The organism is Treponema succinifaciens DSM 2489, from assembly GCF_000195275.1.
GTDB classification, from domain to species: Bacteria; Spirochaetota; Spirochaetia; order Treponematales; family Treponemataceae; genus Treponema_D; species Treponema_D succinifaciens.
In genome coordinates this window covers 1,097,271-1,120,929 of record NC_015385.1, presented here as the reverse complement: position 1 = coordinate 1,120,929, position 23,659 = coordinate 1,097,271, and the positions used below count along the sequence as shown (strand labels likewise).

Here is a 23,659-nt window from a genome sequence, read left to right as displayed (position 1 = left end):
TTTTTCCTAAAAAAAAGTTGTTTATTTTAAAAATCAAAAACTGGCTCTGACTTTGCATTTTCTTCAAAAGAAATTCCAAGATGATTGTAAGCTTTTTCTGTGGCGACTCTTCCGCGGGGAGTTCTCTGTAAAAGTCCGCACTGAATCAAATAAGGCTCATAATAATCTTCAAGAGTGTCCATCGATTCCCCAATTGAAATGGCAAGAGTTTCCGCACCAACTGGTCCTCCACCGAATTTTTTTATAATCGCAAGAAGAATTTCCCTGTCATAATTTTCAAGTCCCAAAGAATCAACTCCAAGACGCTCAAGCCCTTTTTTCACAATTGATTTTGTAATAACGCCGCTTCCTTCAACTTGCGCAAAATCTCTCATGCGCCGAAGAATTCTGTTTGTAACACGCGGAGTTCCTCTAGAGCATCCTGCCATAAGCAAAGCCGCATCGTCTTCAACTTGAACATTTAAAATTTTTGCAGAACGCCGGATTATCGAAGCAAGTTCTTCTTTCGTGTAAAAACTGAAACGCTGTATAATTCCAAAGCGGCTTATAAGCGGACTTGAAACCATGCCGGCTTTTGTTGTCGCGCCTACAAGAGTGAATTTCGGAATCGGAATCCTGACAGTTCTTGCAGCGGCTCCTTGACCGATAACCCAGTCAAGCTCATAATCCTCCATCGCAATATAAAGCATTTCTTCAATTGCAGGTTTCAATCTGTGAATTTCATCAATAAAAAAAACGGTCCTCGGAGAAATTGTTGAAAGAATTCCCGCAAGATCCTTTGGCTTTTCCAATGCAGGCGCACTAGTAACTTTAAAGTCCGCACCAAGCTCGTTTGCGGTAATTTGCGCCAAAGTTGTTTTCCCAAGTCCAGGCGGTCCAATCAAAAACAAGTGATCCAAAGCTTCGTGTCGTTTTCTTGCCGCATCTATAAAAACACTAAGATTTTCTTTTACCGTTTGCTGCCCAAGAAATTCACCTAAAAGTGCAGGCCGCAAAGAATTTTCCTGAACATCATCTGAAGAAGCAATATCGGCGCGAACAATATTCACAGAAGATTCCGCCGATTTTCCCTGAGCAGCCTGAAGCGCAAGCTGCGTAACAATATTCATTTCGTCTTCTTCGGAAGGCTTTTTCATATAAGAACTTCTGGCATTTACACTTTTATTCATCTTGCAAGCTCCAGAATTGATTTTTTAAATACTGAATCTTCTTTTGCATTTTGGCTAAGCAAAGAGAATTTTTCATCAGACTGAAGCTCTGAAGAAATTTTTGAAACAGCATCCTCTGCCTTTGCGCGGTCATAGCCCATGCTCACAAGCGCGTCAATCACATCTGAGTAGGCATTATTTTTTCTAACTGCACTAGATATTTTTTCATTTGAAACAAACGAAAGCTTTCCTTTTAAACTCAAAATAATTTTTCCAGCAGTTTTTGGTCCGACTCCTGGAACTTTTTTCAACGCATCAACATCGCCGCTGTCAAGAATTTCAGCCAGAGCCGCAACGGAAATATTGCTCATAATTTTTACCGCGCCTTTCGGTCCGATTCCATCAACTTTTAAAAGATCAAAAAATAAAGCCCTTTCATTTTCCGTAGCAAATCCAAAAAGCGACATTAAATTTTCAGTGTGCTGCATCCAGACAAAAACGCGTCCTTTGATTCCCACCGACGGAATTTTTTCAAGCGAAGTGTCGGGAACGGTAACATCCCACTCAATTCCATTTGTTTCTATAAAAAGTTTCTGCGGAAATTTTCCGGTAACAACTCCAGTCAGACTGTTAAACATGGCAAGATTATATATAAATTCCCAAAAAGAAACAATCAAAGAGTTACGGCATACGGACTTTCATACATTTTTAGAAGCGACTCTTTCGTATTGTATTTTTCGCCGATGCAAAATTCTTTTGACCAAGTCATATAATAAGCCCAAGGAATATGCGTTTTTTCCAGAATTGAAACATCCGGAATGTAGCCGACTTCCGCAAGAGCGCAAACTTTATTTTTTGAAGAGCCTTCGCAAAGCTTAAAATATTCAGCTGAATAATCTGTCGGCTCGTATTCAGGACGGTAAACATCAATTGAAACCACATCAACTTTGTCATCTCCCGGATATGCTTCTTTTACATCGCTGTTCCAAACCCAAAGCAAATTATTCAGCTTATGAACATTCGTATAATAATCAAACATAAGCTCGTAAAGCTTTCCAGCAACAACAGGACCTTTTGCACCCCACCAAAACCAATCGCCGTAACTTTCATGAAAAGGCCGCCAAAGAATAGGAACATTACTGAACTTTTTCAGAATTTCCGCAATTGAATCCATGTCGCTAAAGAATTTTTTACGTTCTTCTGTTCCTTTTACAAGAATTCTTTCCGCATCAAAATCAGTATTCTTTGAATAAAAGCTTTTTCCTTTTCCCCCAAGCGGCGAAAACCAATGGAAAGTAAAAGTTAAAATATCAGAAGATTCACTAGCCCACTTCAACGCTTGCTCAACTGTATTTTTATTTTCTTCAACTTCGATAAGGCACTCGGAATCAGATTCAGCATAATTTATATTTGGAGAATAAGACAAAAGTTCAAAGCCTCTAAGCTTAGGTTCTTTTCCTGTAATGGATTTTATGAAGTTTATTTCTTCCATTGGTACAGTCTGAGTATGCTGACCTGTTATGATTTTTTTTCCAGAAATTTCATAAAGACACTCAAGAAGTTTTTTTGCAACAGGAATCGCATTTTTATTTGCAGTTTGAACCATAAATATTCCTTGTAAATTTTGCATAAAAAAAAGGCTGCCCCCTTATGAAGTCAACAACTTCTAGGACAGCCTGTCGAACAACTGGAAAAAGACTACCAGTTATCCATCATATCATCTTCATCTTTATTTTCAAGGTCATAAAGATCTGTTACAGCTCTCATGTCATCAAGATACATATAGAAAGCGCCTCTTGCTTCCATAGGATTGCAGTCTACACGGAATCCAACAACGCGAAGTCCAGGTCTATCTCCATGATATACACTCTGCTGAACAATTCCATGCTCGCTATCTGGAGAAGGAGGAATGGCGGTTGTAAGTTTTTTCCATCCGCTGAATTCCAATGAACCCATCCAAATTTCAAAGTTGTTTCCATTGTAATCCTGAACCAAAAGCCAAAGCTGATGTCCCATATTGCGTCCGCAAGCCCAAATAGAAACTGTCTTTGTAACGCCTTCAATAGGAATCGGCCGGGCAGCTGTGATATAGAATGAATTTACACCACGGCGGAAAAATTCAACTTTAACACCAAGAACTTTTGTATCTTCAATCTGCTGATTTCCAGAATCATTTAATTCCTCTTTTGCAGCAGGACTTCCTTCAAACAAACGTCCTGTAATAACTCCGTTGTCAGAAGAAATATGAACATTCCAGGAACCTTCTCTTTCAAAACGGTCTACACTCACCTCGCGAAGAGCCTGGCGAGCACTGTCATTTCCGATATTTGATGCATCCGGCTCAGAAAGACTGTCTGTCTGAGAAAAAGCAGTTCCAGCAAAAACAGCAGCCAACGCTAAAACAGCAAAACTTATTTTTTTCATTTGTCTTCCACCTTTATTCTTTATTGAACTGTTGTTTCTGTATTATCAGAAGATGATGTCTCTGACTCGCCGAAATCCGCATCTTTCAAAGCATATCCATCATATACGTTTGCAAGAGTGTTTGTTGTATATTTCAACTGATCAAAATAGATAACGTAATCGTCAACAGCTTCATTCGCATCCGAGCGGATCCTAAATCCAACAAAACTCATGTTCGTTCTTCCCGAGCGGATTCTTGAATGCTGGCGGATATATCCAGGAATATTCACAACAACATTCCTCCAGCCATTGAACATAAGGTTTCCGGCTTTAAGAGAATGAACACGACCGTCCGCATCACGAACAAGAATCTCAAGCCTATAGTTATAGTTTGCGCCCCAAACCCAAAAGTCAACCTGTGTAACAGTTCCTACAAAAGGAATTTCATAGGCAGCGTCATCTTTAGAAGGATAAACTTCAAACCAGTTATCGCCTTTGCGATCATATTTTGCCTTCACACCCAAGACCATCGCGGCAGGATCTGAATCTTTGTGGTAAGGAATCAATGAATTTGGAATTCCTTCAAACTTTTTCAAAATCGGATAGCCTTCAGCAATGAAACGGCTAGACTGAACAGCCCAAGACCATTCCATATCTGTATCGAAGTTGTCGATAACAATTGTTTCAACAGCCTTAGAGCTTGGCTGAGCTACTGCCGGCACGCAGAATGCAAGTCCAAGAATCAGGCTACCTAAAATGACTACGCCCTTTTTCATTAAAAATCTCCTTGAGTACGATTGTTTTTCATGTATCGCCAAGTTTTTATTTTATTTAACTGATTAAAAAAAAATCAACTAAATTATCAACATTTATTATATTTACACAATCATTTTTTGTCAAATGATTTATAAAGTATTTTGCAATTCGGTTTCAGTCTTGAATTTTGCATTTAAATGTTTTATCTTATTAAAAGTCCGAACATTCCGGATACAAGGAGCTAATATGTACAGTTACAAAGATCTTGGACTTGTAAACACAAAAGATTTGTTTGCAAAGGCAATGAAAGGCAAATATGCGATTCCAGCATACAACTTCAACAACATGGAACAGATGCAGGCAATTATTCAGGCTTGCGTTGAAACAAAATCACCTGTAATCCTTCAGGTTTCAAAGGGCGCAAGAGCTTATGCAGACAAGTACATTCTGCGCAACATGGCCCGCGGAGCTGTTGAATACGCACATGAGCTTGGATGCGACATTCCGATCGTTCTTCACCTTGACCACGGTCCTAACTTTGAAGTTGCAAAAGACTGCATTGACAATGGATTCTCTTCTGTAATGATTGACGGCTCTTCACTTCCTTATGAAGAGAACATCGCTGTTACAAAGAAAGTTGTTGAATACGCGCACTCACAGAAAGACTACGTTACAGTAGAAGCTGAGCTTGGTGTTCTCGCAGGTGTTGAAGATGAAGTTGCCTCAGCTGAAAGCCACTACACAAAACCGGAAGAAGTTGTTGATTTCACAAGCAAGACAGGATGCGATTCTCTCGCAATCTCAATCGGAACTTCACACGGAAGATGCAAATTCACACCAGAGCAGTGCACACGCAGCCCGGACGGAGTTCTTATTCCACCGCCACTCGCATTCGATGTTCTTGAAGCGATTGAAAAACAGCTTCCAGGATTCCCAATCGTACTCCACGGCTCATCTTCTGTTCCAATGGAATATGTAAGAATCATCGAGCAGTTCGGCGGAAAAATTCCAGATTCAGTTGGAATTCCGGAAGAGCAGCTCCGCAAGGCTTCAAAGTCAGCAGTTTGCAAAATCAACATCGACTCAGACGGACGCCTCGCAATGACAGCGGCGGTCCGCAGATTCCTCGCCGAGCACCCGGATAAATTCGATCCACGCGAATATCTCGGACCTGCACGCGAAGAACTCAAGAAAATGTACATGCACAAAAACATTGACGTTCTTGGTTCAGCAGGACACGCATTGGACTAGTCCATTAAAGAAATAAATTCTTTATACGGGGGAATTTCATTTTATATGAAGTTTCTCCGTTTTTTTTATGCGAAAAATATCTTTATAATGAAACTGTTGAAAAAAAACTTTTTTGCCGCTAAACTAATCAAATATGTACTCATTTTTAATTTTATCGATTCCGGCTACAGTTATTTTTTATTGCTGCATTCACACTGAGTACAGCTTCAAAAGTTTCTTTGGTCCTATCGCAATCGGACTTACAGCAGGAATTGTCTCAGCAATCTTCAAGGAATATTTTATTTTTTCAGCCTATGTCGCCACATCGGGATTTTTCGAGCATTTTCTGCACATACTGAAAACAACATTTTTTCCGCCGGTAATTTTATTTGCGTTCTGGGATTTATTTTCAAAAGACGGAACAAGATACAAAACAACATCGGCATTTCCGCTGCTAGCATCATTTTACGCAATTTTTCTTCCATATATATCAATTTCAAGTCCTGAAAAACACTCATTTTTCTTTTTATTTGAAAATCCGATTCTCTTTATCTGCACAGCATTTTTTTCTCAGGCTTTTTATTTGAAAATAAAACTCAGCATAGAGTCCAAGAAAAAAAACAAAACCGCAGTTTTTGCAATTGCATTCGTTGTAATTTCATCCATACTGCCGGCAATTCAAACCTTGTGGTATTTTAAAATATTCGGATTTGCACACGCCGTGCTCGCAGTTATTTTTGCCATGGCAACATTTATTTTCTATAAAATTACGTTCATCAAAGAAAATTCACTAGACACAGTTCTATAATTTCTGATAAAATACTTGTTATGCTATGCGAGTATTTTATACTCTAGGAGGATAATTGGCAGACAACAAAGGTATGCGCGTAAATGAACAGATACGCGTAAGGGAGATCAGACTCATTGATGATGAAGGTGAACAGAAGGGAATTGTCCCTACAATTGAAGCCCTCAGAATGGCAAAGGATCGAGACCTCGACCTTGTAGAAGTTTCGCCAAACGCAAATCCGCCGGTTTGTAAAATACTGGATTTCGGAAAGTACAAGTTCGAACAGGAGAAAAAGCTTCGTGACTCCAAAAAGAACCAGAAAGTACTCAAGCTCAAGGAGATTCGTATGCAGCCTAAAATCGGCGCAGGCGACCTTGACACGAAAGCAAAGCATGTTCAGGAATTTCTAAACGAGGGCGACAAAGTGAAAGTTACAATCCGTTTCCGCGGACGTGAGCTTGCACACACAGAACTTGGTTATGATGTACTGAAAGAAGTTGAAAAAAGACTTGTCGAAGGTTCTTATGCAATCGAAAAGCCAGCCGCAATGGAAGGCAGATTCATGTCTATGACCTTGAACTCAAAAGTCAAAAAGCAGGGGTAAAACTATGCCTAAGATGAAAACAAAGAAATCCGCATCAAAGCGCTTTTCTTTAACCGGTACTGGAAAAGTTAAGTACAAGAAAATGAATCTTCGTCATATTTTGACAAAGAGATCACCAAAAAGAAAGATGCACTTGCGCCATGCAGGAATTCTTTCTGAAGATTCAGCAGCAAGAATCCGCAAACAGCAGCTTCCATACGGCTGATTTTAGGAGTAAAAGATGTCTAGAGCGATAGATGGAACAAAACGTAAAAACCGCCGTGTAAAACTCTTAAAGCTTGCAAAAGGCTTTAAAGGCGACAGAAAATCAAATTACAAAGCTGCAAAAGACGCTGTTGTAAAAGCACTTGACCATTCTTATGTTGGACGCAAACTTAAAAAGCGTGACTACAGAAGCCTTTGGATTGCCCGTATCAATGCGGCAGTTCGCGCTGAAGGAATGTCATACAGCCGTTTTATTGACGGTCTTGTAAAAGCTGGTGTTACACTCAACCGCAAAGCATTGAGCAATATGGCTATCGAAGATCCAGTTGCATTCAAGGCTGTTGTTGAAGTTGCAAAAAACGCAGTAAAGGCATAAAAAATGATTAAACTCGATCAAGTTTTGTTGTTGCAGGAAAAAGTAGAAGCCGCTGTTGAAAAAATCAGTTCACTGACTGATAAAGTTTCGCAGCTTGAATCTGAAAACGATGCTTTGCGTAGTAAATGCGCCGAGCTTACAAAAGCGTTTTCTGAAAAAACGGAGCTGGTTTCTACAATTGAATCAACACAGGCCAAGATCGAGGAGAGCATTTTGAAAACATTAAATCGTCTTGACTCTGTTGAAGATGCAATTCTTAGCGGTCAAGGCGTACAAACTGGCAACGAAAACTCTTCGGAATCACAGCCAGTTCAAAATGAAATTCCACAGGAAGAAAACACAGATTCTGAGCAGCAGGCATCAGAGCAGACAGTTGTTTCAGAACCTCAGATTTTCCAGCAGGAAGAACCAAAACAAATGCAAGAAAATCCGGCTGAGCCGCAGACAGATTTAAACGGACAGTTTGATATTTTCTAATACGCAGGAGAAAAACTGCATTGGGAAAACTTCAAATTGAATTGCTCGGAGCATCATTTTCCGCACAGGCTTCAGAAGACGATGCCTATCTTGCAAAACTTCTATCCTATTATAAAGAAATCACTGAATCCATAAAAAATTCTTCCGGTGTAAAAGACTCATTAAAAATAAGCATTTTATCTGGAATTGCGCTCGTAGATGAGCTTTACAAGGAAAAACAAAAATCTATTTCACTTTCAAAAGCAGTTCCAACCGAAGATGATGAAAAAGCAGAAAGAATCGCGCAGAATATAATAGAAAAAATCAGCGGAGCATTGGAATGATTTTTGTTGACGCAGATTCATGCGAAAAAAATGCAAGAGAATTTATTTTAAATACGGCGGTCAAAAAAAATCTAAAAGTAATATTTGCCGCAAACAAAAATATTCCGTTTTCATTTAGCAATCCACTTTTCAAAATGGAAATATGTTCCAAAGAAAAAAATTCCGCAGACGATTTTATTGTGGAAAATTCCAAGCCGGGCGATATAGTTATAACAAGAGACTTAATTTTGGCGCAAAGAATTTTTAACAAAAAAATATCAGTAATGAATGACAAGGGAACTGTTTTCAATAAAGAAAATCTCGAATATTTTATAGAAGAACGTATGCTAAGTATTCAAATGAAAAGCCTTGGAGTTTCAACTGGCGGAAAATGGAAAAACTACAGCAGAAAAGATTTTGAAAAATTCAAAAGCGTCTTCTCCGCCCTTCTTGAAAATTCGTTCAGCTGATTGCGTTGTTAATATCTTCCAGACGGTCTTTTATCTGCATAAAGGCATCCACAAGTTCCGGATCAAACTGATGTCCGCGCTGCTCACAGATTTCATTAAATGTATCTTCAACACTCCATTCAGCCTTGTAGCATCTTTTGTGGCGAAGCGCGTCATAAACATCTGCAAGCGAAACAATTCTTGCCGCAAGTGGAATTTTATCCTCTTTTAAAGCCTGTTCAATTTCGTGCGGCATTTTTGTTGCAGGAATATAATCCATATAGTCAAAGTTTCCAGGGTAACCCTTGTTTCCTCCGTCCCAGCGGTCATGGTGATGAAGACAGACATCGCGCGCCATTATATCCAAATCATTTTCAACTGGAGTAAAAATCTGCGCGCCAACACAAGTGTGCCCTTTCATAATATCGCGCTCATCTTCATCAAGAATTCCCTGCTTCTTTAAAATTTCATCAGGAATTGCAACCTTTCCTACATCGTGGCATCTCGCGGCAAGACGAAGATTATCACGGAATTTATTTCGTTCTTTTTCTGGAATCCTTTTGTTAGAAGCATAGCGGTCATATATTTCAAGAGAAAAGCGGGAAACTCTTTCAACGTGCGCGCCCGTTTCCTTTGGATCGCGGAAACCGGCAGTTTTTACAAGACGGTCAACATTAAGCCTTGTAAGATAAGCATATTCGTAAATCGAACCGACTTTTGCGGCAAACTGGGAAATATAAAATTCAGAATCCTTGTCAAAAGGAATAACGTTTCCGTCCTCGTCCTTGGCATTTATAATCTGAAGAATTCCAAGAACTTTTCCGTTTGTCATTATGAGCGGAATCGTAAGCATTGATTTTGTGTGATAGCCGTTTTTTTCATCATTCGCCGAATTAAATTCAAAAAGCCTTACTTCTTTTTTTTCATCATCGACAAAATCAGGCAAGTTATAGACATCTGGAATATTTATAAGTTTTTTGGAAAGAACGCAGTAGCCGGAAATCGACTGGTTTGTAGGAACAAGATAAAAAGAAGTGTACGAAAGCTTTTCTCCGGGAGCAAGCTGATTCTGCATCGTATCGTTCTGACTATAACGAATCCAAAGTTTGTTTTCCTTGCTGTCGTACTCATAAATTGAACCAGCGTCGGCATTGACAATTTTACGCGCACCAGTCAAAATATTTTCCAAAAGAATATCAACGTCTCTTATTTCTTTAAGCTGCTCTTCTATTTCCGTTATAAGACTCTGTTTCCTTTCTTGTTTAGACATAGTTCAACGTCCTTTACTTTTTTCAATTTACAAAATTATAAATCAATTCAAAACAAAATTCAATTAATTCAGGCGACTTGAATAAAATTAGCGCGCTATGATTTTTTTATCAAGGAAAAGTAAAGCGGACCTGCACCAAAAGACTTATCGGGCAAAATGTGAAATCCAAATTCTGTTTTTTCTGCAAATGAAAAATAATCTTCAAGAGAAAAATCTTGCGGACAGAAAATATCAGCTTTTATAGATTTCCTATTTAAATCAAAAATTTCTTTCATAAAATCTTTTGAAGCAATATTCACATCTGGAAATTTTTTCAACAGCTTTGAAACAACTCCGTCATTTTCCTGCGGACACAAAGCGCAAGTCGCATATAAGAGAAAACCGTTTTTTTTCAGCAGTCTGAATGCACAGGAAAGAAGCGCCCACTGCTCCATTGAAACAGTTTTTATTCGTGAAGGAGTCCATTGCTCAAGATATTTTTTATCATTCAAAACATGACGTTCGCTCGAACACGGCGCATCCAAAAGAATGCTTTCATAACATTCAGATACACGCCTGCACCAAGAAGCTCCGTCACTCAAACATACTTTTACATTGCAAGAAATTTCAGGCGGAAGTGAAGATTCTACAACTTTTGAAAGGCGTTTTTTTCTTGAAGGAGAACGTTCATTTGAAAAAAGCACAGCATCGTCATTTTTGTTTCCTGCCAGAACTAAAGTTTTTCCACCAGGAGCCGCGCACAAGTCAAGAATTTTTTCAGAATCTTTTACAGGCAGACAAAGAGCTGCGACAATGCTTGCAGGATCTAAAAAATAACTTTCACAATTTTTATAAGACAGCTCTGCGTGCAAAGTCTCCGAGGCAAGAGAAGACTTTATTTTTTCCCAACGTTCGGTAAAAATTTCAGAATAAAACTTTTCAAATGCCATTTGCCCAAAAACTTTTTGCGTTTTAGTTTTCTTCAATTTTTATAATCCTCTTTTTTAATTTAAAGTCCAGCACTTTTTTTTCTGCCTCGCAAAGACGAGTTGCAAAAAATTTATCGTCTGCAGCAAGATTTAAAAGCGATTTTGCAACTGAAAGAAATTTTTTTTCACTAAGCATAATCACGTCCACGCCAGAAATTATAGCATTTGCAGCAACTTGTTCTGGAGGCGAATCTGAAATCGCTCCCATAAAAATATCATCGCTCATAACAAGACCTTCAAAGCCAAGCCTCGACTGAAGAATTTCTTTTATCCAAAAACTGCTCATGCAAGCCGGATTTTCATCAAGAGAATTTATTTTTGCATGGCTTACCAAAACACAAGATGGATTCGATTTTAAAATCAATGCAAATGGAAAAATAAAATTTTTGAAAACTTCAGAAGACGAAAGCGTTATTTCTACAGAGCCAGTATGAGGATCTGAATTCGCATTTCCCGGAAAATGTTTTGCAACCGAAGCAATTCCGTTTTCCTCGTAAGCTCTTACACAAACCATGCTGTATGCAACTGACTTTGGGACACTGCCAAAAGTTCTTGTTCCTAAAAATAATTTATTTGATTCAATTTCAGCTTCGGCAACTGGCGCAAGATTCATCGTGAGTCCAAGTTCTTTCATTTGCACTGCCTGATTTGAATAAATCGACTTCGCTTCTTGCAATGTATAATTTACGCTGATTATTTTTTCCGAAGGAAGATGTGATGTGATTTTTTTTAAGCGGTTAACTTCTCCGCCTTCCTGATCAACCGCAATAAAAGGAAGCGGACTTTTGTTTTTTTTGTAAAAAGCATTTATTGAAGAAATATAATTTTTCAGCTGCTCTTTTGAATCTCCAATATTATAAGAAAACAAAATAATTCCGCCAGGGACAACTGCTGCTCCGTCTTCAAGAAATTCAACTGGATAAAAAGTTTCATTGCCTTCAACATTGACTAAAAAAATCTGCGAAATTTTTTCTATTTCAGAAAGTCTGCCCCAAATTTTTTCAGCAGGAGTTGTTGAATACAAAGGAAAAAAAACAAGTGGCAATGCAAGAAATTTCAGCGCAACATTTTTCATGGCAGAAATTATAATTTAGCTTTTAATTTAAGTCTATCGTTTCATCTTGGAGTTGTAAAAAAAAACTGCTACAATCAGAATATGAAAAAAATCATTATTGTAACAGGAGCTTCAAGCGGAATGGGATTTTGGTTTGCAAAACTGCTTGCCCATGAAAGCTCTGAGTTTGAAAAACTTTCCAGCGATGAGCTTTGGATTATAGCCAGAAGAAAAGAGCGGCTTGAAGAATTAAGAACCCAAATTGAAAATGAATCATTCCAAGAAAAAATAAAATTTCCAAAAGTAAAAATTTTTCCAATCGACATTTCAGGAATTCAAGGAGCTTTAAAAATAAAAGAGCTTTTTGAAAACGAAAAGTCAAAGGGAGATTTTAAAATAAACGTTCTTGTAAACAACGCAGGCTTTGGAACTTACGGAGAATTCGCGAGAACTGACATAATGCGCGAAATGAAAATGATCGATCTTGACTGCACTTCCCTAACTGGAATAACAGGCTTCGCGATTCCTTATATGCAAAAAGGCTCGCGGATTATAAACGTTGCAAGCTTGGCATCTTTTTTGCCGCTCGGAAACTTTGCAGTCTATGGAGCTTGCAAAAGCTATGTGTTAAGTTTTTCTGTTGCACTTGCTGCTGAACTCAAGCACAAAGGAATAAAAGTTACCGCATTGTGTCCAGGACCTGTAAATACTGAATTTGCAGACGTTGCTTCAAGGGGCGCAAGAAAAAAAGTTCGGCATGGACTTTCAGCTGAAAAAACTGTACTGGATGCAATAAAATGTTCACGCAAGGGAAAACTTTATTCCATGAAATTTTTCAAATGGAAATTCAAGGCGGCGGCAAGCAGATTTGTAGGACGATATTTTGGTGCCTGGGCAACTTACAAATTTTGCAAACGTCCTAGCAATTGAATTTTAAATCGTAAAATGCTATTCTAAAAAAAGGACGCCGGTTGTGTTCAGCAGATGCTGTCTGTGCACTCTAAAGAAAACCGTCCAAAAGCAAAATATTTTTGGAGGACGATTATGCACTCAACATTCAGCAAAAGCGCGCTCTTCACAGATTTCTATGAACTTACAATGGCGCAGGGATATTGGAAACAGAACATGAACCATCCGGTTGTGTTCGATATGTTTTTCAGAAGACAGCCTTTTAACGGCGGATTCAGTGTTTTTGCAGGAATCGAGCCGCTTCTGGATTCTCTTGAAGATTTTTCTTTTGATGAAGATGAAATTTCCTATTTGAGAGAACAAGATATTTTTGAAGAAAGCTTTCTTGAATATCTAAAAGGCTTTAAATTTTCCGGTGACTTATATTCATTTGAAGAAGGCTCGGTCATTTTTCCGCAGGAACCGCTTGTAAGAATCCACGCAAATTTAATTGAAGCCCAGATAATTGAAGGACTTGTCTTGAATCTTTGCAACTTCCAAAGCCTGATTGCAACAAAAACCGCAAGAGTCTGGCTTTCAAGCAAAAAAGGAAATGTAATGGAATTCGGACTCAGAAGAGCACAAGGCCCAGACGGCGGAATGAGCGCAACCAGAGCCTCGTATATCGGAGGAGCGGCAGGAACAAGCAACACTCTTGCAGGAAAAATATATGGAATTCCTGTAATGGGGACAATGGCGCATTCCTGGGTAATGTCGTTTCCAAGCGAACTTGAAGCCTTTGAAGCTTACGCAAGACTTTATCCAAACAAGACAATTTTCCTGATTGACACTTACGACACTTTAAAGAGCGGAATAAAAAACGCAATAAAGGCAGGAACAAAACTTGTTGAGCAAGGGTACAACTTTGGAGTACGTCTTGACTCCGGAGACATTTCATATTTAACAGCCGAAGTACGAAAGGAACTTGATAAGGCAGGATTTCCACAGGCCTTCATTTGCGTTTCCAATGACTTGACAGAAGAAATAATTGAAACTCTCGTTCAGCAAAATGCGCCGATTGCAAGCTGGGGCGTCGGAACTCACATGGTAACAGGCGGAACAGAATCCAGTTTTACAGGAGTTTACAAGCTTGCCGCAAAGAAAAGCGGAAATGAATTTATTCCCACAATGAAATTCAGCGACAATCCTTCAAAGAACACAAACCCTGGAATAAAAAATGTGTTCAGGCTTTACGATGAAAAAGGAATGGCGCGCGCTGACATTTTGGCACTTGACGAAGAAACTTTAGAAGCCGGAAAAGAATACCGATACTTTCATCCGATGGTTGACTACAGGCAATTTTCGTTTACAGCTTCACAGATAAAACCAATGCTAAAAAAACGGCTTGAAAACGGCAAAAGAACAGAGTCTCGCCTTTCTGATTCCGAACAACTGAAAATAAGCAGACGAAGAATGATGGAAGAAATTGAAACTCTAGATCCTTCGTTCAAGAGAATTTTAAATCCGCATATTTACAAAGTTTCCATGACAGAAAAGCTGAAAGATTTAAAACTCGCTTTTATAAAAGCCAATATCCGCTGATTTTTTTCTTGTCATCCAGCGACTTTATTTTTTCCGCAGGCAGAGTAATTCTCATTGAATAATGACCTTTGTATTCTCTGTCTATGCGGATTTTTACAGACTTTTCATTTCGGCAGGCTTTGCGCAGCTCACAAATATACGAAAACAAAACTGCTCTCTTTTCCGGCAGATAGCTCCCGAACAAAAGCGATATAAGTTCCTTTTCCGAAACTTCTTTTTCAAGCCGCTCATGCAGATACTTAAAGACCTTGAATCTTGACGGTGAAATTTTATGAACTGCCTGAAATTTCTCCAAGTCTAGCTGCAAAAGTTTTTCTTCCTCAGTCAAAAAAGTTTCAGGACGGTTTATTACATTTATATATTTATTGAACCGTTCACTTTTCAAAAACACTTCAATCAAAAAAAATGTGTCTTCAAGTTTATCTATGCGCTCAGGAGCAATCCGCGGAACAAGATAGGTTTTATTTTTTGAAATCCAAAATGCAGTCATCTTGTCAAGCTCAGGAAAAGGATCATTGAAAACAACAACTGGCGCAGGATTCGGCATCATGGACATTTCAATATAAGGATTAAAAACATCGCTTTGAAACGTTCGGACATCAATCAAAACGTAGTCAAGAGCACCATGCTCAACAAGTTTCAACGCCACATAAAACTCATGCGGCTTTAAGAAAATTTTTACGTCACTGCCAAAAGTTTCTATTCGAAGCGCAAGATATTTGCAAACTTTTAAAAGATCTGGCTTTATAAGCAGATAAACCTTTCCCATGAAACCTCCCATAAGTAATTAAAAAATACAAAACTTTAACAAGCAGAAATTCTTGCCAAGCAATTTTTCCAGCTATCATTTTTTCCTCATGTTTCCAGTTATAAAAAGCTCATCTTGATACCAGTCAATAAGCAGGCTGAAATATTCATCATAATAGCCTTCATGAATCATAAGGAATTTATAAACGTTTCCTGTTTTTAACTTGGAGAAATCAACTTTGGAAGCATCAACCCATTTTGAGCCGACTTGAATTCTAAACAGGGAGCTTTGCGTTAAATCTTTTCCAGTTTCACAGTCCATGGCAGAAAAATGTACGGTAATATTCCGGCTTGCGTTTTTTAAGAAATCAAGATTCATAATAACTTTTTCTTTTCCAACATAAATGCTTTTCCACCAGACATAAGGTCCTTCAGCAATTTTTATTCTGTATTCTCCAGGACGCAGAAAAACATCCTTGGTTATGTACTCAAGATTTTTTCCTTTTGAAGAATTTTTTGCAACTGAAAAAACTCTCCGTGTGTTTGGAACTTCTGGGATTCCGTCATTATCGTTCACAAAGAAAAATGCGCGCGCAGGAAGGTCGGCATTTACACTGGCAGTTGAAGGCATGAGCATAGACAAAGAAACAGGAGTAAACCAATTTCTAAGAACAGTTCTATGAATCATTCCAGAATTCCAAGCCTCACAAAAAAGAAGCGCAACCGCACAAACTGCACAAGCCCCAAGCGCAATCCGTTTGGCTTTATAATTTTTGGGAATATACAAAGGAAACTTTATTGTCTTAGTAGAAATTATAGACTGAGCAAGCGAAACTCTTATTGCATGCGTATCGTAATTTTTTAAGTACCGTCTTACTTTTGCAATTACAGGCTCCAAGCTTTTGTATCGCTTTTCTGGCTCAGGCTTCATCATTTTTCTAATAAGAGTTTTTACAACAGGCGGAAGATTTTTTACAATTTTCTGCGGCGGAATATATTTTCCTTTTTTTATTTTTGCAATTGTTTCTGGAGCCATGTCTCCCGCATAAGGCTTAGAGCCAGTAACCATTTCATAAAGCATTACACCCATTGAATAAATATCAGCGCGAACATCCACAGAACTTGAATCCATGAGTTGCTCTGGAGACATATAGGCAGGAGTTCCAAGCGTAGAGCCGGCTTGCGTTATAGAACTGTTTTTTGTAGAAACAACAGTTTTATCAGAGTCCACAGTTTTCTTTGGCTCTTCAAATTCGTCTTTTTCATCACTGGCAATTCCAAAGTCCGCAAGTTTTACTTCGGCTCTTTTTGAAATAAGAATGTTTCCCGGCTTTATGTCGCGGTGAACAATATCCTTTGAATGCGCATTTTTCAAACCAAGGCAGGCATCAAGAAAAATCAAAAGCGCAAGCTCAGGCGGAAGAGAAACCTGCTTTTCAATAAGCTTGTCCAAAGACATTCCGTCAACAAACTCAAGCACAATATAGTTTGCTCTGCCTTCAGTAAAATAATCGAACATCCTAACAACATAAGGACTGGACAGCTCGCTTAAAATCCGTGCTTCCCTTTTGAACCTTTCACGGATTGCAGCCCCGCCGCTTTTTAAAATAAGTTTTTTTATGACGACTTTCCGCTTTAATTCAGGATGAGTCGCAAGATACACAGCACCCATTCCGCCAGTCGCAATTTTTGTGCAGTTTTTGTATTTTCCAATCGTCTCGCTTTCCATTAGATACTCCGATTTTATTTTATAAAACACTTTTTATGTCAATTTCAGGATTGAATTTTTTTTCAGGAACAACAATAGCAACATTCATTTCATTTGGATTATGAAGCTGCAGATAAGTTCCGTCTTGGCGCAGCAAATATTTTCCATCTTTTACAGGACGATGACCGCCAAACCACAAAACGCCGCTTCTTTTCGCGGAAGGATTCAAATTTTTAAAAAGCTTTTTCACGCTCCCCTTTTCAGCCGCATCATTCGCAGTCCAAGTAAGACCTAGAACAACATCGTCATTTTTGTGATAGTCAACAATTTGCTTTCTTGAAAAACAGCAGGCAGGCTCGGCATGGCTCACAGCAAAATCATAGAACAAAGCGCAAACCGGCAAAGCCTTTTCCCACAGACTTATCAAATGAAGAATCACATCGCCGTAAACTTGCCGGATAAAATCGCAGCACATGCTTCCTTCCTGCACAAATTTTCTAAAAGCAAGATTTCCGTGGCTGCTTTCATTAAAAATGTTCTCGTGGTTTCCTTTTAAAAAGTGAAAATTCTCAGTGAAATTATTTTTTAGCTCCATGATAATCATAAGAGTTGAAATATTTTCCTTCATTTCTTCCTGCATAGGCTGACCGGCGTAAACATCCATCGACCAGTCTTTATAAGCCGCAATCCACCTTTCATAACCACGCATCTCCGAATGAAACGCATCTCCAACGCAAATAACAAAAATTTTTTTCTCATTCAAAAGAGACAAAACTGATTCATCTTCAATTTTAAAATCAAGCAGCTTTAAAAGAAAATCTGCGCGTGCATGAATATCAGGAACTATTATAGAAGGAATTTTTTCAGACGAAAAATCAAGAAGACCGCCTGGCTTGCAATCTGAACCAACAGGTCTATAAGACGGACTTTCATTTTCAAGAGTAGACAAAGATTTATCCAAAAAGAGCTGAAATTCGCATTCTTCTGGAAAAGAATTTGAGTCGTTTATTTCATGCAGATGATTTCTAAAACAATCCAGCTCTTCTTTTGAAAACATTCTAGCCCATTATAAGATTTGAAGAGCCAATTGTAAGCTTGTCTCCGGCATTAAGCTTAACATATTTATCCGGCGGAATCCTGCGACCGTTTAAAAATGTTCCGTTTGTGCTTCCTTCATCTTTCAAGAAATAGGCATCACGGATTTTTTGAATGATGCAGTGATGACGGCTTGCCAGTTTTGAGTCAATCACAATATCATTATCGGATTCACGACCCATTGTGATTTTTGCGGCAATCTGAATTTTTTTCTTATTGAAAACAAGATACGAAACCTGCTGAGATTCCGCAATTTTGTCCAAATGTTGCCCCAAAGGACTTGAATTTATAATAGTTGTATCAGCCATGAAATATATTATAAAACAGTTTTTCAAATTTTCAAGTTTTATTTCAAGTTATATGAAAAAAAATTTTTCATTACAAAAGAAAAACACTATTGACACAGATAAGATTTTAATGCTATATTCAGTAGCACATGGGGTGTTAGCGAAGCTGGTTATCGCGCTGGCCTGTCACGCCGGAGACCACGGGTTCGAGTCCCGTACATCCCGTTGTACCGTTCGTTATGAGCGGTATTTTTTTTATTCGGGCAATAGCGCAGCTGGTAGCGCGCTAGCTTCGGGAGTTAGAGGTCCCGGGTTCGAATCCCGGTTGCCCGACACTTTTTCCTTTCAAAAAAAAATCAAATAATGTGTTTACCGCAACTAAAATAGAAACTGAAGTATTAAAAATTCTCAATCAAATAGAGTTTCTTGAAAAAGAGCAAACAATAGAAGAAATCTTCCAAAACAGAGAAAAAAATTCCGCTGCAACGCCACAGATGATAAAAAATGCGCTGAATGGCTGCATTGCAAAAGGATTTGCAGCTCCAACTGGCGACGGAAACTTCAAAATTACAGAAGAAGGAAAAAAGCAGATTTAAATTTACTGATACAAAGCGTTGTTCTGCCTTGCAATCCGCTCCCAGCTGTAAAGATGTTTTCCAGCCTCGCCCATTTCGTGCGCGATTTCCGCAAATTTTCCGCTTTTATTTTTCATCAGATTCTGCAAATCTTCCGCAATTTTCCAGTAAAGGCATTTTTCTTCTGTTGTGGCGCGATTGTAAACGCAGTCAAACGCAAGAATCGGAAGAGAAAGATTCATCGCCTCAACAAGAGATGGATTTGTTCCGCCTGCGCTGTGTCCATGAATATAAACATGGGCATTTGAGCGAAGCCAGTTCACGATATGCGGCTCGTAAATCGGTGCAAGCAAGTGAATATTTTTGCATACGCTGAATTTTTCTTTTAAGCTACGACCATACTCCGATTTTTCCCAATTGCCTACAAAAACAAGAGTCTCGTCCAGCATTTCGGAGAATGCCTCAAGAATCACATGGACATTATTTTCAGGCTCAATCCGGCAGACAGTAACCGAATAAGGCTCGCGGCAGAACGGATATCTTTCAAACAAAGAATTGTCCTGAACACTCGAAACCTGGTCGCCGCCATACGCAATCAGCTCAACTCTCTTGTTTTTTACGGTTTTTGAATATTCAGATTTTATGTAGTCAATAATCCCTTTGTTGTCGCCAATCACAATGTCAGAATATTTTACCGCCATTTTCTCGCTGAGCTTCAAAAGCTTTTTTGCGTACCACTTCCATTTGTCGCGCCGCCATTCAAGCCCGTCAACTGCTTTCCGTTGTCGTGGATGATTCGTGCTTTTGCTTCCGGATACTTTTCCTTTACTCTTGCAACCAGAAGCTCAATTTTTATTCCCTCCATATTTTCGCATAATGCCCAGTCCAGAATTTTTCCGCTCATGCTGAGCCTCGGGCTGGTCAAAGCCTTTTTTCTTTGCCTCTCCTTCATTTTTAGCCCATTTATGGAATAAATCGTACTCTTTCATGATGTTGTAGACGCTTGCAGGGCGGACAAAGGCTACATTTTCGTCAATCATCTGCCAGGCAAGGTAGCGGTAGCCGTACAGGAAGTTCTTGTGGGTGAGGACATATTTTATAACAGCCGTTCTTTCTTCCAATGTGTACCAGTTGAATTTCGGCGTTTCGTGATTATGCCTTGTCTCAATTCCTTTCCGACTCTTCCATTCATGCCAGGTACTTTTAGAAACTCCTGCAAAAGCTACAAGATCTGAAACTTTGATTTCGGTTTTCTCATGAATCTTCTGCACTTCAGTTTCTATCAGGGTCCGCGTTTTAAGGCCGACCTTTTAAAACTGCTAAAATCATTGAAGATTTTTCAGACTTGGAGCTTCATTCGTTTGACTGGGCAGAAAAACATGGCTTTCAACGAGTATATTTTAAAAGCGAATCGGCAGAACTGTATGAGAAAAATGGACGCTACACAGTCTTTTACAATGAAACAAAGCCGCCCGCACATTCAAAGTTTTCAATACTTCATGAGCTTTTTCATTATGAAAGCAATCATGATTTAAACGCAGGCGAAAAAAATACAGAACTTTATAATGTAATGCCTAATCTAAAAAAGATGTTGCAAAAGAACAAAATGCTTTTACTCGAGAAATAAAGGCAACTTCAATTCTGTGCGTCAAAAATTTTATTTTGGGTGCTTTTGCCGCTCCAATTCCATAGATAATCCAATATTCGTTATATTTAAAAGCAGTAACAACAGACCTAAGATTATTTTCTTTTACACGCACAAAAGAAATACAAGCCATGTCATTTAAGTTTTTTGACTTATAAAGCAGAAAATTTTCATAATCTGTTTTTATCGAAATTTCCGCAGTGTAAACTTCAAAAGGCGGCATTTCCATATCAACAGTAAAACTGTGAATTCCATCAACCTGCGAATCAGAAAGAATTTTGCAGTATGAATAAAGCGGAGCTGTCGTCTTGTGCCGTTCAGAATAATAAGGAATTTCTGTATAAGACTCAACATTTGAAAGAAGCTCAGAAAGTTTTTTTATAACTTCATCTCCATCATTTGCTTTCCTAATCTGAAGAACTTCAACAAAATAACGCGGATTCAACTCTTTCAATTCATCAAGGCAAGAATTTATTTCCGCATTTTCCACATCAAGGCAAATATTTTTGTACGAGCTGATATTCCGAATAAGAATTTCACCATTTAAAGCCGAATCGAGTTCCTGCTCCGAAAGTCTCAAATTAAACGGAAAAGCAAAAGAAGCAGAAACAAGAATAAAAAATTCAGAAAAAAAAGCAAAGGCAAATTTCATACTCTAAAAGACAATGTCAATCACTTCCTGAACATTTGACACTGGAATAAATTTTATTCCGCTTTTTACGTGCTCTGGAATTTCGTCAAGGTCTCGGACATTCGCCTTTGGAATTATAATCGTTTTTATTTTGTTGCGCTTTGCGGCGACAGTTTTTTCCCTAAGTCCGCCAATCGGAAGCACCTGACCAGTAAGGCTAAGTTCACCTGTCATTGCAAGATTCGTCTTTATTTTCTTTCCTTTAAAAAGCGAAGTAAAAGTTACCGCCATCGTAATTCCCGCGCTAGGCCCGTCCTTGGGAGTTGCGCCTTCTGGAATATGCAGATGAACTGTATTTTCCTCAAACCATTTGCTGTCCTTGATTTTATTTTCTATTGCAAACTGACGGCTCCAGTTCATGGCAATCTGTGCGCTTTCCTTCATAACATCGCCCATTTGTCCTGTAAGCTGAAGCCCGCCTTTAGAAGACTTTATCGCAATCGATTCCAAAAGCAAAGTGTCGCCGCCCATGCTTGTCCAGGCAAGACCAATTGCAGTCCCTGGCACAGAAGCTGTTTTTATCTGGCTTTCATCAAAAATAGCCTTGCCAAGATATTTTCTGACTTCTGGAATATCGATGCTGAAAATTTTCTTTGCAACAGCCTCGCCAATCTTTGCAGAATCAGTCGCTCCGTTTTTCTCAAGCTGGCTTACTTCCACGGCGGCAAGTTTTCTGTTTATCTTATCAATGCACTTTTCAAAATTGCGGACTCCGGCTTCCCTTGCATATTCCGTTGCAATTAAAGCAAAAGCCTGCTTTGAATATTTCACCTGATTTTTTTTGAATCCGTTTTTAACAAGATTTTTCGGAAGCAAATATTTCCGCGCAATTTCAATTTTTTCCTGATCTATGTAGCCGGAAAGTTCAATTATTTCAGCGCGGTCAAGCAATGGCCGAGGAATTGTGTCCAAAGTGTTCGCAGTAAGGATAAAGAAAACCTTGCTCAAATCGAACGGCAAATTCAAATAGTTGTCGCGGAAAGTTGAATTCTGCTCAGGATCAAGAACCTCAAGCAATGCAGCAGCAGGATCTCCCTGTGCGCTTGCATTCATCTTGTCAACTTCATCAATCATAAAAACAGGAGCTTTTGACTTTGTAATTTTCAAGCCTTCGATAATTTGTCCCGGCATAGAACCGATATAAGTCCGCCTGAAGCCTTTTATCTTGGACTCATCATGCTCACCGCCCACGCTGAATCTAAAAAATTTTTTGTTCATCGCATTTGCAATCGAACGTCCAACGCTGGTTTTTCCAACTCCCGGAGGTCCGACAAGAATAAGCACAGACCCCTTTCCGTCGTTTTTTAGCATCCGCACAGCAAGATATTCAATGATGCGTTTTTTTACATCTTCAAGACCGTAATGGTCATTTTCAAGAATTTTTGAAGCTTTTTCAATATTGTAGTTTTCAAGCGGCTCGTCATTCCACGGAAGAGAACAAACCGTTTCAAGATAATTTCGGCTCATGTTGTAATCAGGATCATGCGGATCAAGCAAATGAAATTTCTCAAGCTCGCTGTCCAACGCTTCTTTCACTTCGCCTTTAAAATTAAATGATTCTATTTTTGACTTAAACTTCTGATAGTCGCTTGTCTTTGAATCCCCTGCAATTCCAAGTTCTTCCTGAATGCTTTTCATTTCCTCGCGCAAAAAATATTCACGCTGATTTTTTTCAACTTTTTCATTAAGCTCAGTCTGAATTTTTTTCTGAACACGGAAAATTTCCTGCTCTTTTTTTATAAAGACAAGAACCTGCTCCATTCTTTTGTGAACATTTGTCATTTCAAGAACTTTCTGCTGTTCTTCTTTGTCAATATTCAAAATAGAAACAATGAAGTCCGCGATTTTTCCGGGATGATCAATATTCACCATGTTAAGGCGCATTTCCTCGCTGAACATCGGATTATTTTCGCTGATTTCCTTCATTTCACTTATAAGAGCGCGTGTAAGAGCCTTTACTTCAAAAGTATTATCCTCTTCGTCCTCAAGATATTCAACAGCCGCGGCAATAGGATTTGAACTGTTCAAGACCTTGCGGATTTTAAAACGCTGCAAGGTAGAAACAAAAACATTCACACCGCCATCAGGCAAATTTATTTTTTTTATAATGCGGGCAACAGTTCCAACTTTATGAAGATCAACAACAGTCGGATTTTCCTTGTCTTCTTTTAACATGACGATTCCAATAAAACCGTCGCCTGCCAAAGAATTTTCAATAACTTTTATATCCTCGGAATTATTTATCATAAGCGGCGTAAAAATTCCCGGAAAAATCGGACGGCCGCCAATAGGAAGAATATTAAGTTTTAAAGGAAGCTGAGTTTCAGCTGGAAGTCCTAAAATTTCTTTTTCGTTTGGTTGTTTTTTCATAGACTATAATATAATCAAAA

29 protein-coding genes and 2 tRNA genes are annotated in these 23,659 nt (G+C 38.7%); 14 read left to right on the top strand and 17 right to left on the bottom strand.

What is annotated here, in order from left to right; all coding sequences use genetic code 11:
* Nucleotides 1–26: 26 nt before the first annotated feature.
* From ruvB to TRESU_RS05345, 5 genes are all read right to left on the bottom strand, one after another.
* Nucleotides 27–1,109, bottom strand: a complete 1,083-nt coding sequence (ruvB, locus tag TRESU_RS05365) for a Holliday junction branch migration DNA helicase RuvB (protein ID WP_081454809.1) — start codon at nt 1,107–1,109, stop codon at nt 27–29.
* A gap of 56 nt (nt 1,110–1,165) precedes the next feature.
* Nucleotides 1,166–1,786 (bottom strand): Holliday junction branch migration protein RuvA, encoded by a 621-nt coding sequence (ruvA, locus tag TRESU_RS05360; RefSeq protein WP_013701264.1) that lies wholly within the window; start codon nt 1,784–1,786, stop codon nt 1,166–1,168.
* Between the two features lie 35 nt (nt 1,787–1,821).
* Complete coding sequence (locus TRESU_RS05355) at nt 1,822–2,778, bottom strand: glycosyl hydrolase (RefSeq protein WP_215904942.1); 957 nt, start codon at nt 2,776–2,778, stop codon at nt 1,822–1,824.
* A gap of 68 nt (nt 2,779–2,846) precedes the next feature.
* Complete coding sequence (locus tag TRESU_RS05350; protein WP_013701262.1) at nt 2,847–3,572, bottom strand: flagellar filament outer layer protein FlaA; 726 nt, start codon at nt 3,570–3,572, stop codon at nt 2,847–2,849.
* 20 nt (nt 3,573–3,592) lie between these two features.
* Complete coding sequence (locus TRESU_RS05345; RefSeq protein WP_013701261.1) at nt 3,593–4,327, bottom strand: flagellar filament outer layer protein FlaA; 735 nt, start codon at nt 4,325–4,327, stop codon at nt 3,593–3,595.
* A 226-nt stretch (nt 4,328–4,553) separates the two neighbouring features.
* Here TRESU_RS05345 and TRESU_RS05340 point away from each other — a divergent pair, with 226 nt between their 5' ends.
* From TRESU_RS05340 to TRESU_RS05305, 8 genes are all read left to right on the top strand, one after another.
* A complete protein-coding gene (locus tag TRESU_RS05340; protein WP_013701260.1) occupies nt 4,554–5,558 on the top strand; it encodes a class II fructose-bisphosphate aldolase in 1,005 nt (334 codons plus the stop codon).
* Between the two features lie 133 nt (nt 5,559–5,691).
* The gene (locus TRESU_RS05335) at nt 5,692–6,345 is read left to right on the top strand and encodes a hypothetical protein (protein ID WP_013701259.1); all 654 of its coding nucleotides are present in this window, start codon (nt 5,692–5,694) and stop codon (nt 6,343–6,345) included.
* A gap of 55 nt (nt 6,346–6,400) precedes the next feature.
* A complete protein-coding gene (gene infC / locus TRESU_RS05330; protein ID WP_013701258.1) occupies nt 6,401–6,931 on the top strand; it encodes a translation initiation factor IF-3 in 531 nt (176 codons plus the stop codon).
* A 4-nt stretch (nt 6,932–6,935) separates the two neighbouring features.
* Entirely contained in the window at nt 6,936–7,136 is a 201-nt protein-coding gene (gene rpmI, locus TRESU_RS05325) for a 50S ribosomal protein L35 (protein WP_013701257.1), read from the top strand.
* Between the two features lie 15 nt (nt 7,137–7,151).
* Complete coding sequence (gene rplT, locus TRESU_RS05320) at nt 7,152–7,511, top strand: 50S ribosomal protein L20 (protein ID WP_013701256.1); 360 nt, start codon at nt 7,152–7,154, stop codon at nt 7,509–7,511.
* A 3-nt stretch (nt 7,512–7,514) separates the two neighbouring features.
* Nucleotides 7,515–7,988 (top strand): hypothetical protein, encoded by a 474-nt coding sequence (locus TRESU_RS05315; protein WP_013701255.1) that lies wholly within the window; start codon nt 7,515–7,517, stop codon nt 7,986–7,988.
* A gap of 20 nt (nt 7,989–8,008) precedes the next feature.
* Nucleotides 8,009–8,311 (top strand): cell division protein ZapA, encoded by a 303-nt coding sequence (locus TRESU_RS05310; protein ID WP_013701254.1) that lies wholly within the window; start codon nt 8,009–8,011, stop codon nt 8,309–8,311.
* Complete coding sequence (locus tag TRESU_RS05305) at nt 8,308–8,760, top strand: DUF188 domain-containing protein (RefSeq protein WP_013701253.1); 453 nt, start codon at nt 8,308–8,310, stop codon at nt 8,758–8,760. The genes TRESU_RS05310 and TRESU_RS05305 overlap by 4 nt, the downstream gene beginning before the upstream one ends.
* On the opposite strand, the gene TRESU_RS05300 is transcribed toward TRESU_RS05305, so the two are convergent.
* The 3 genes from TRESU_RS05300 to TRESU_RS05290 form a co-directional block, all read right to left on the bottom strand.
* Complete coding sequence (locus TRESU_RS05300; protein ID WP_013701252.1) at nt 8,753–10,009, bottom strand: HD domain-containing phosphohydrolase; 1,257 nt, start codon at nt 10,007–10,009, stop codon at nt 8,753–8,755. The two genes, TRESU_RS05305 and TRESU_RS05300, sit on opposite strands and share 8 nt — an antisense overlap.
* Before the next feature lie 95 nt (nt 10,010–10,104).
* The gene (locus TRESU_RS05295) at nt 10,105–10,974 is read right to left on the bottom strand and encodes an RsmB/NOP family class I SAM-dependent RNA methyltransferase (protein ID WP_245535715.1); all 870 of its coding nucleotides are present in this window, start codon (nt 10,972–10,974) and stop codon (nt 10,105–10,107) included.
* Nucleotides 10,961–12,052: a glycoside hydrolase family 3 N-terminal domain-containing protein gene (locus TRESU_RS05290; protein ID WP_013701250.1), complete on the bottom strand. Its 1,092-nt coding sequence runs from the start codon at nt 12,050–12,052 to the stop codon at nt 10,961–10,963. Before TRESU_RS05290 ends, TRESU_RS05295 begins: the two co-directional genes overlap by 14 nt.
* Nucleotides 12,053–12,133: 81 nt before the next feature.
* On the opposite strand from TRESU_RS05290, the gene TRESU_RS05285 reads away from it, so the two are divergent.
* Both TRESU_RS05285 and TRESU_RS05280 read left to right on the top strand, forming a co-directional pair.
* Nucleotides 12,134–12,961, top strand: a complete 828-nt coding sequence (locus TRESU_RS05285) for an SDR family NAD(P)-dependent oxidoreductase (RefSeq protein WP_013701249.1) — start codon at nt 12,134–12,136, stop codon at nt 12,959–12,961.
* Between the two features lie 114 nt (nt 12,962–13,075).
* Nucleotides 13,076–14,521, top strand: a complete 1,446-nt coding sequence (locus TRESU_RS05280) for a nicotinate phosphoribosyltransferase (protein WP_013701248.1) — start codon at nt 13,076–13,078, stop codon at nt 14,519–14,521.
* On the opposite strand, the gene TRESU_RS05275 is transcribed toward TRESU_RS05280, so the two are convergent.
* From TRESU_RS05275 to TRESU_RS05260, 4 genes are all read right to left on the bottom strand, one after another.
* A complete protein-coding gene (locus TRESU_RS05275; protein ID WP_013701247.1) occupies nt 14,499–15,290 on the bottom strand; it encodes a hypothetical protein in 792 nt (263 codons plus the stop codon). The genes TRESU_RS05280 and TRESU_RS05275 overlap by 23 nt on opposite strands.
* A 75-nt stretch (nt 15,291–15,365) precedes the next feature.
* A complete protein-coding gene (locus TRESU_RS05270) occupies nt 15,366–16,997 on the bottom strand; it encodes a serine/threonine-protein kinase (protein WP_013701246.1) in 1,632 nt (543 codons plus the stop codon).
* 19 nt (nt 16,998–17,016) lie between these two features.
* Nucleotides 17,017–18,033, bottom strand: coding sequence for a metallophosphoesterase (locus TRESU_RS05265; protein ID WP_013701245.1), 1,017 nt, complete (start codon nt 18,031–18,033; stop codon nt 17,017–17,019).
* 1 nt (nt 18,034) lies between these two features.
* Nucleotides 18,035–18,379 carry an FHA domain-containing protein gene (locus TRESU_RS05260; protein WP_013701244.1) on the bottom strand — a complete coding sequence of 115 codons (345 nt, stop codon included), beginning with the start codon at nt 18,377–18,379 and terminating at the stop codon, nt 18,035–18,037.
* Between the two features lie 130 nt (nt 18,380–18,509).
* On the opposite strand from TRESU_RS05260, the gene TRESU_RS05255 reads away from it, so the two are divergent.
* From TRESU_RS05255 to TRESU_RS14675, 3 genes are all read left to right on the top strand, one after another.
* Nucleotides 18,510–18,583, top strand: a tRNA-Asp gene (locus TRESU_RS05255).
* 35 nt (nt 18,584–18,618) lie between these two features.
* Nucleotides 18,619–18,691 (top strand) — tRNA-Pro (locus TRESU_RS05250).
* Nucleotides 18,692–18,723: 32 nt separating this feature from the next.
* The gene (locus tag TRESU_RS14675) at nt 18,724–18,954 is read left to right on the top strand and encodes a hypothetical protein (RefSeq protein WP_013701243.1); all 231 of its coding nucleotides are present in this window, start codon (nt 18,724–18,726) and stop codon (nt 18,952–18,954) included.
* A 2-nt stretch (nt 18,955–18,956) separates the two neighbouring features.
* On the opposite strand, the gene TRESU_RS05240 is transcribed toward TRESU_RS14675, so the two are convergent.
* Genes TRESU_RS05240 through TRESU_RS15530 form a run of 3 tightly spaced genes read right to left on the bottom strand, consistent with a single transcriptional unit; the run spans nt 18,957 to nt 20,204 of the window.
* Complete coding sequence (locus tag TRESU_RS05240; RefSeq protein ID WP_052299538.1) at nt 18,957–19,652, bottom strand: glycosyltransferase; 696 nt, start codon at nt 19,650–19,652, stop codon at nt 18,957–18,959.
* A complete protein-coding gene (locus TRESU_RS15535; RefSeq protein ID WP_245535714.1) occupies nt 19,649–19,798 on the bottom strand; it encodes a hypothetical protein in 150 nt (49 codons plus the stop codon). Before TRESU_RS15535 ends, TRESU_RS05240 begins: the two co-directional genes overlap by 4 nt.
* Nucleotides 19,779–20,204 (bottom strand): hypothetical protein, encoded by a 426-nt coding sequence (locus TRESU_RS15530; protein WP_041611992.1) that lies wholly within the window; start codon nt 20,202–20,204, stop codon nt 19,779–19,781. The genes TRESU_RS15535 and TRESU_RS15530 overlap by 20 nt, the downstream gene beginning before the upstream one ends.
* A 74-nt stretch (nt 20,205–20,278) precedes the next feature.
* Between TRESU_RS15530 and TRESU_RS15910 the strand changes: the two genes are divergently transcribed.
* On the top strand, nt 20,279–20,560 hold the full coding sequence (locus tag TRESU_RS15910; protein ID WP_041611991.1) for an ImmA/IrrE family metallo-endopeptidase: 282 nt from the start codon (nt 20,279–20,281) through the stop codon (nt 20,558–20,560).
* On the opposite strand, the gene TRESU_RS05225 is transcribed toward TRESU_RS15910, so the two are convergent.
* Together TRESU_RS05225 and lon are read right to left on the bottom strand one after the other, a co-directional pair.
* A complete protein-coding gene (locus TRESU_RS05225; protein WP_013701242.1) occupies nt 20,508–21,230 on the bottom strand; it encodes a DUF6675 family protein in 723 nt (240 codons plus the stop codon). The genes TRESU_RS15910 and TRESU_RS05225 overlap by 53 nt on opposite strands.
* A 3-nt stretch (nt 21,231–21,233) precedes the next feature.
* A complete protein-coding gene (gene lon / locus TRESU_RS05220) occupies nt 21,234–23,639 on the bottom strand; it encodes an endopeptidase La (protein ID WP_013701241.1) in 2,406 nt (801 codons plus the stop codon).
* Nucleotides 23,640–23,659 lie beyond the last annotated feature (20 nt).

Coding starts and splice junctions, on each gene's coding strand:
- TRESU_RS05225 (WP_013701242.1), bottom strand. CDS start 21,230: ATGAAATTTGCCTTTGCTTTTTTTTCTGAATTTTTTATTCTTGTTTCT.
- TRESU_RS05280 (WP_013701248.1), top strand. CDS start 13,076: ATGCACTCAACATTCAGCAAAAGCGCGCTCTTCACAGATTTCTATGAA.
- TRESU_RS05355 (WP_215904942.1), bottom strand. CDS start 2,778: ATGCAAAATTTACAAGGAATATTTATGGTTCAAACTGCAAATAAAAAT.
- TRESU_RS05300 (WP_013701252.1), bottom strand. CDS start 10,009: ATGTCTAAACAAGAAAGGAAACAGAGTCTTATAACGGAAATAGAAGAG.
- TRESU_RS05345 (WP_013701261.1), bottom strand. CDS start 4,327: ATGAAAAAGGGCGTAGTCATTTTAGGTAGCCTGATTCTTGGACTTGCA.
- TRESU_RS05260 (WP_013701244.1), bottom strand. CDS start 18,379: ATGGCTGATACAACTATTATAAATTCAAGTCCTTTGGGGCAACATTTG.
- rplT (WP_013701256.1), top strand. CDS start 7,152: ATGTCTAGAGCGATAGATGGAACAAAACGTAAAAACCGCCGTGTAAAA.
- TRESU_RS05350 (WP_013701262.1), bottom strand. CDS start 3,572: ATGAAAAAAATAAGTTTTGCTGTTTTAGCGTTGGCTGCTGTTTTTGCT.
- TRESU_RS05340 (WP_013701260.1), top strand. CDS start 4,554: ATGTACAGTTACAAAGATCTTGGACTTGTAAACACAAAAGATTTGTTT.
- TRESU_RS05270 (WP_013701246.1), bottom strand. CDS start 16,997: ATGGAAAGCGAGACGATTGGAAAATACAAAAACTGCACAAAAATTGCG.
- lon (WP_013701241.1), bottom strand. CDS start 23,639: ATGAAAAAACAACCAAACGAAAAAGAAATTTTAGGACTTCCAGCTGAA.
- TRESU_RS05305 (WP_013701253.1), top strand. CDS start 8,308: ATGATTTTTGTTGACGCAGATTCATGCGAAAAAAATGCAAGAGAATTT.
- TRESU_RS05285 (WP_013701249.1), top strand. CDS start 12,134: ATGAAAAAAATCATTATTGTAACAGGAGCTTCAAGCGGAATGGGATTT.
- TRESU_RS05275 (WP_013701247.1), bottom strand. CDS start 15,290: ATGGGAAAGGTTTATCTGCTTATAAAGCCAGATCTTTTAAAAGTTTGC.
- TRESU_RS05265 (WP_013701245.1), bottom strand. CDS start 18,033: ATGTTTTCAAAAGAAGAGCTGGATTGTTTTAGAAATCATCTGCATGAA.
- TRESU_RS05335 (WP_013701259.1), top strand. CDS start 5,692: ATGTACTCATTTTTAATTTTATCGATTCCGGCTACAGTTATTTTTTAT.
- ruvB (WP_081454809.1), bottom strand. CDS start 1,109: ATGAATATTGTTACGCAGCTTGCGCTTCAGGCTGCTCAGGGAAAATCG.
- TRESU_RS15535 (WP_245535714.1), bottom strand. CDS start 19,798: ATGGAGGGAATAAAAATTGAGCTTCTGGTTGCAAGAGTAAAGGAAAAG.
- TRESU_RS05290 (WP_013701250.1), bottom strand. CDS start 12,052: ATGAAAAATGTTGCGCTGAAATTTCTTGCATTGCCACTTGTTTTTTTT.
- TRESU_RS05315 (WP_013701255.1), top strand. CDS start 7,515: ATGATTAAACTCGATCAAGTTTTGTTGTTGCAGGAAAAAGTAGAAGCC.
- rpmI (WP_013701257.1), top strand. CDS start 6,936: ATGCCTAAGATGAAAACAAAGAAATCCGCATCAAAGCGCTTTTCTTTA.
- ruvA (WP_013701264.1), bottom strand. CDS start 1,786: ATGTTTAACAGTCTGACTGGAGTTGTTACCGGAAAATTTCCGCAGAAA.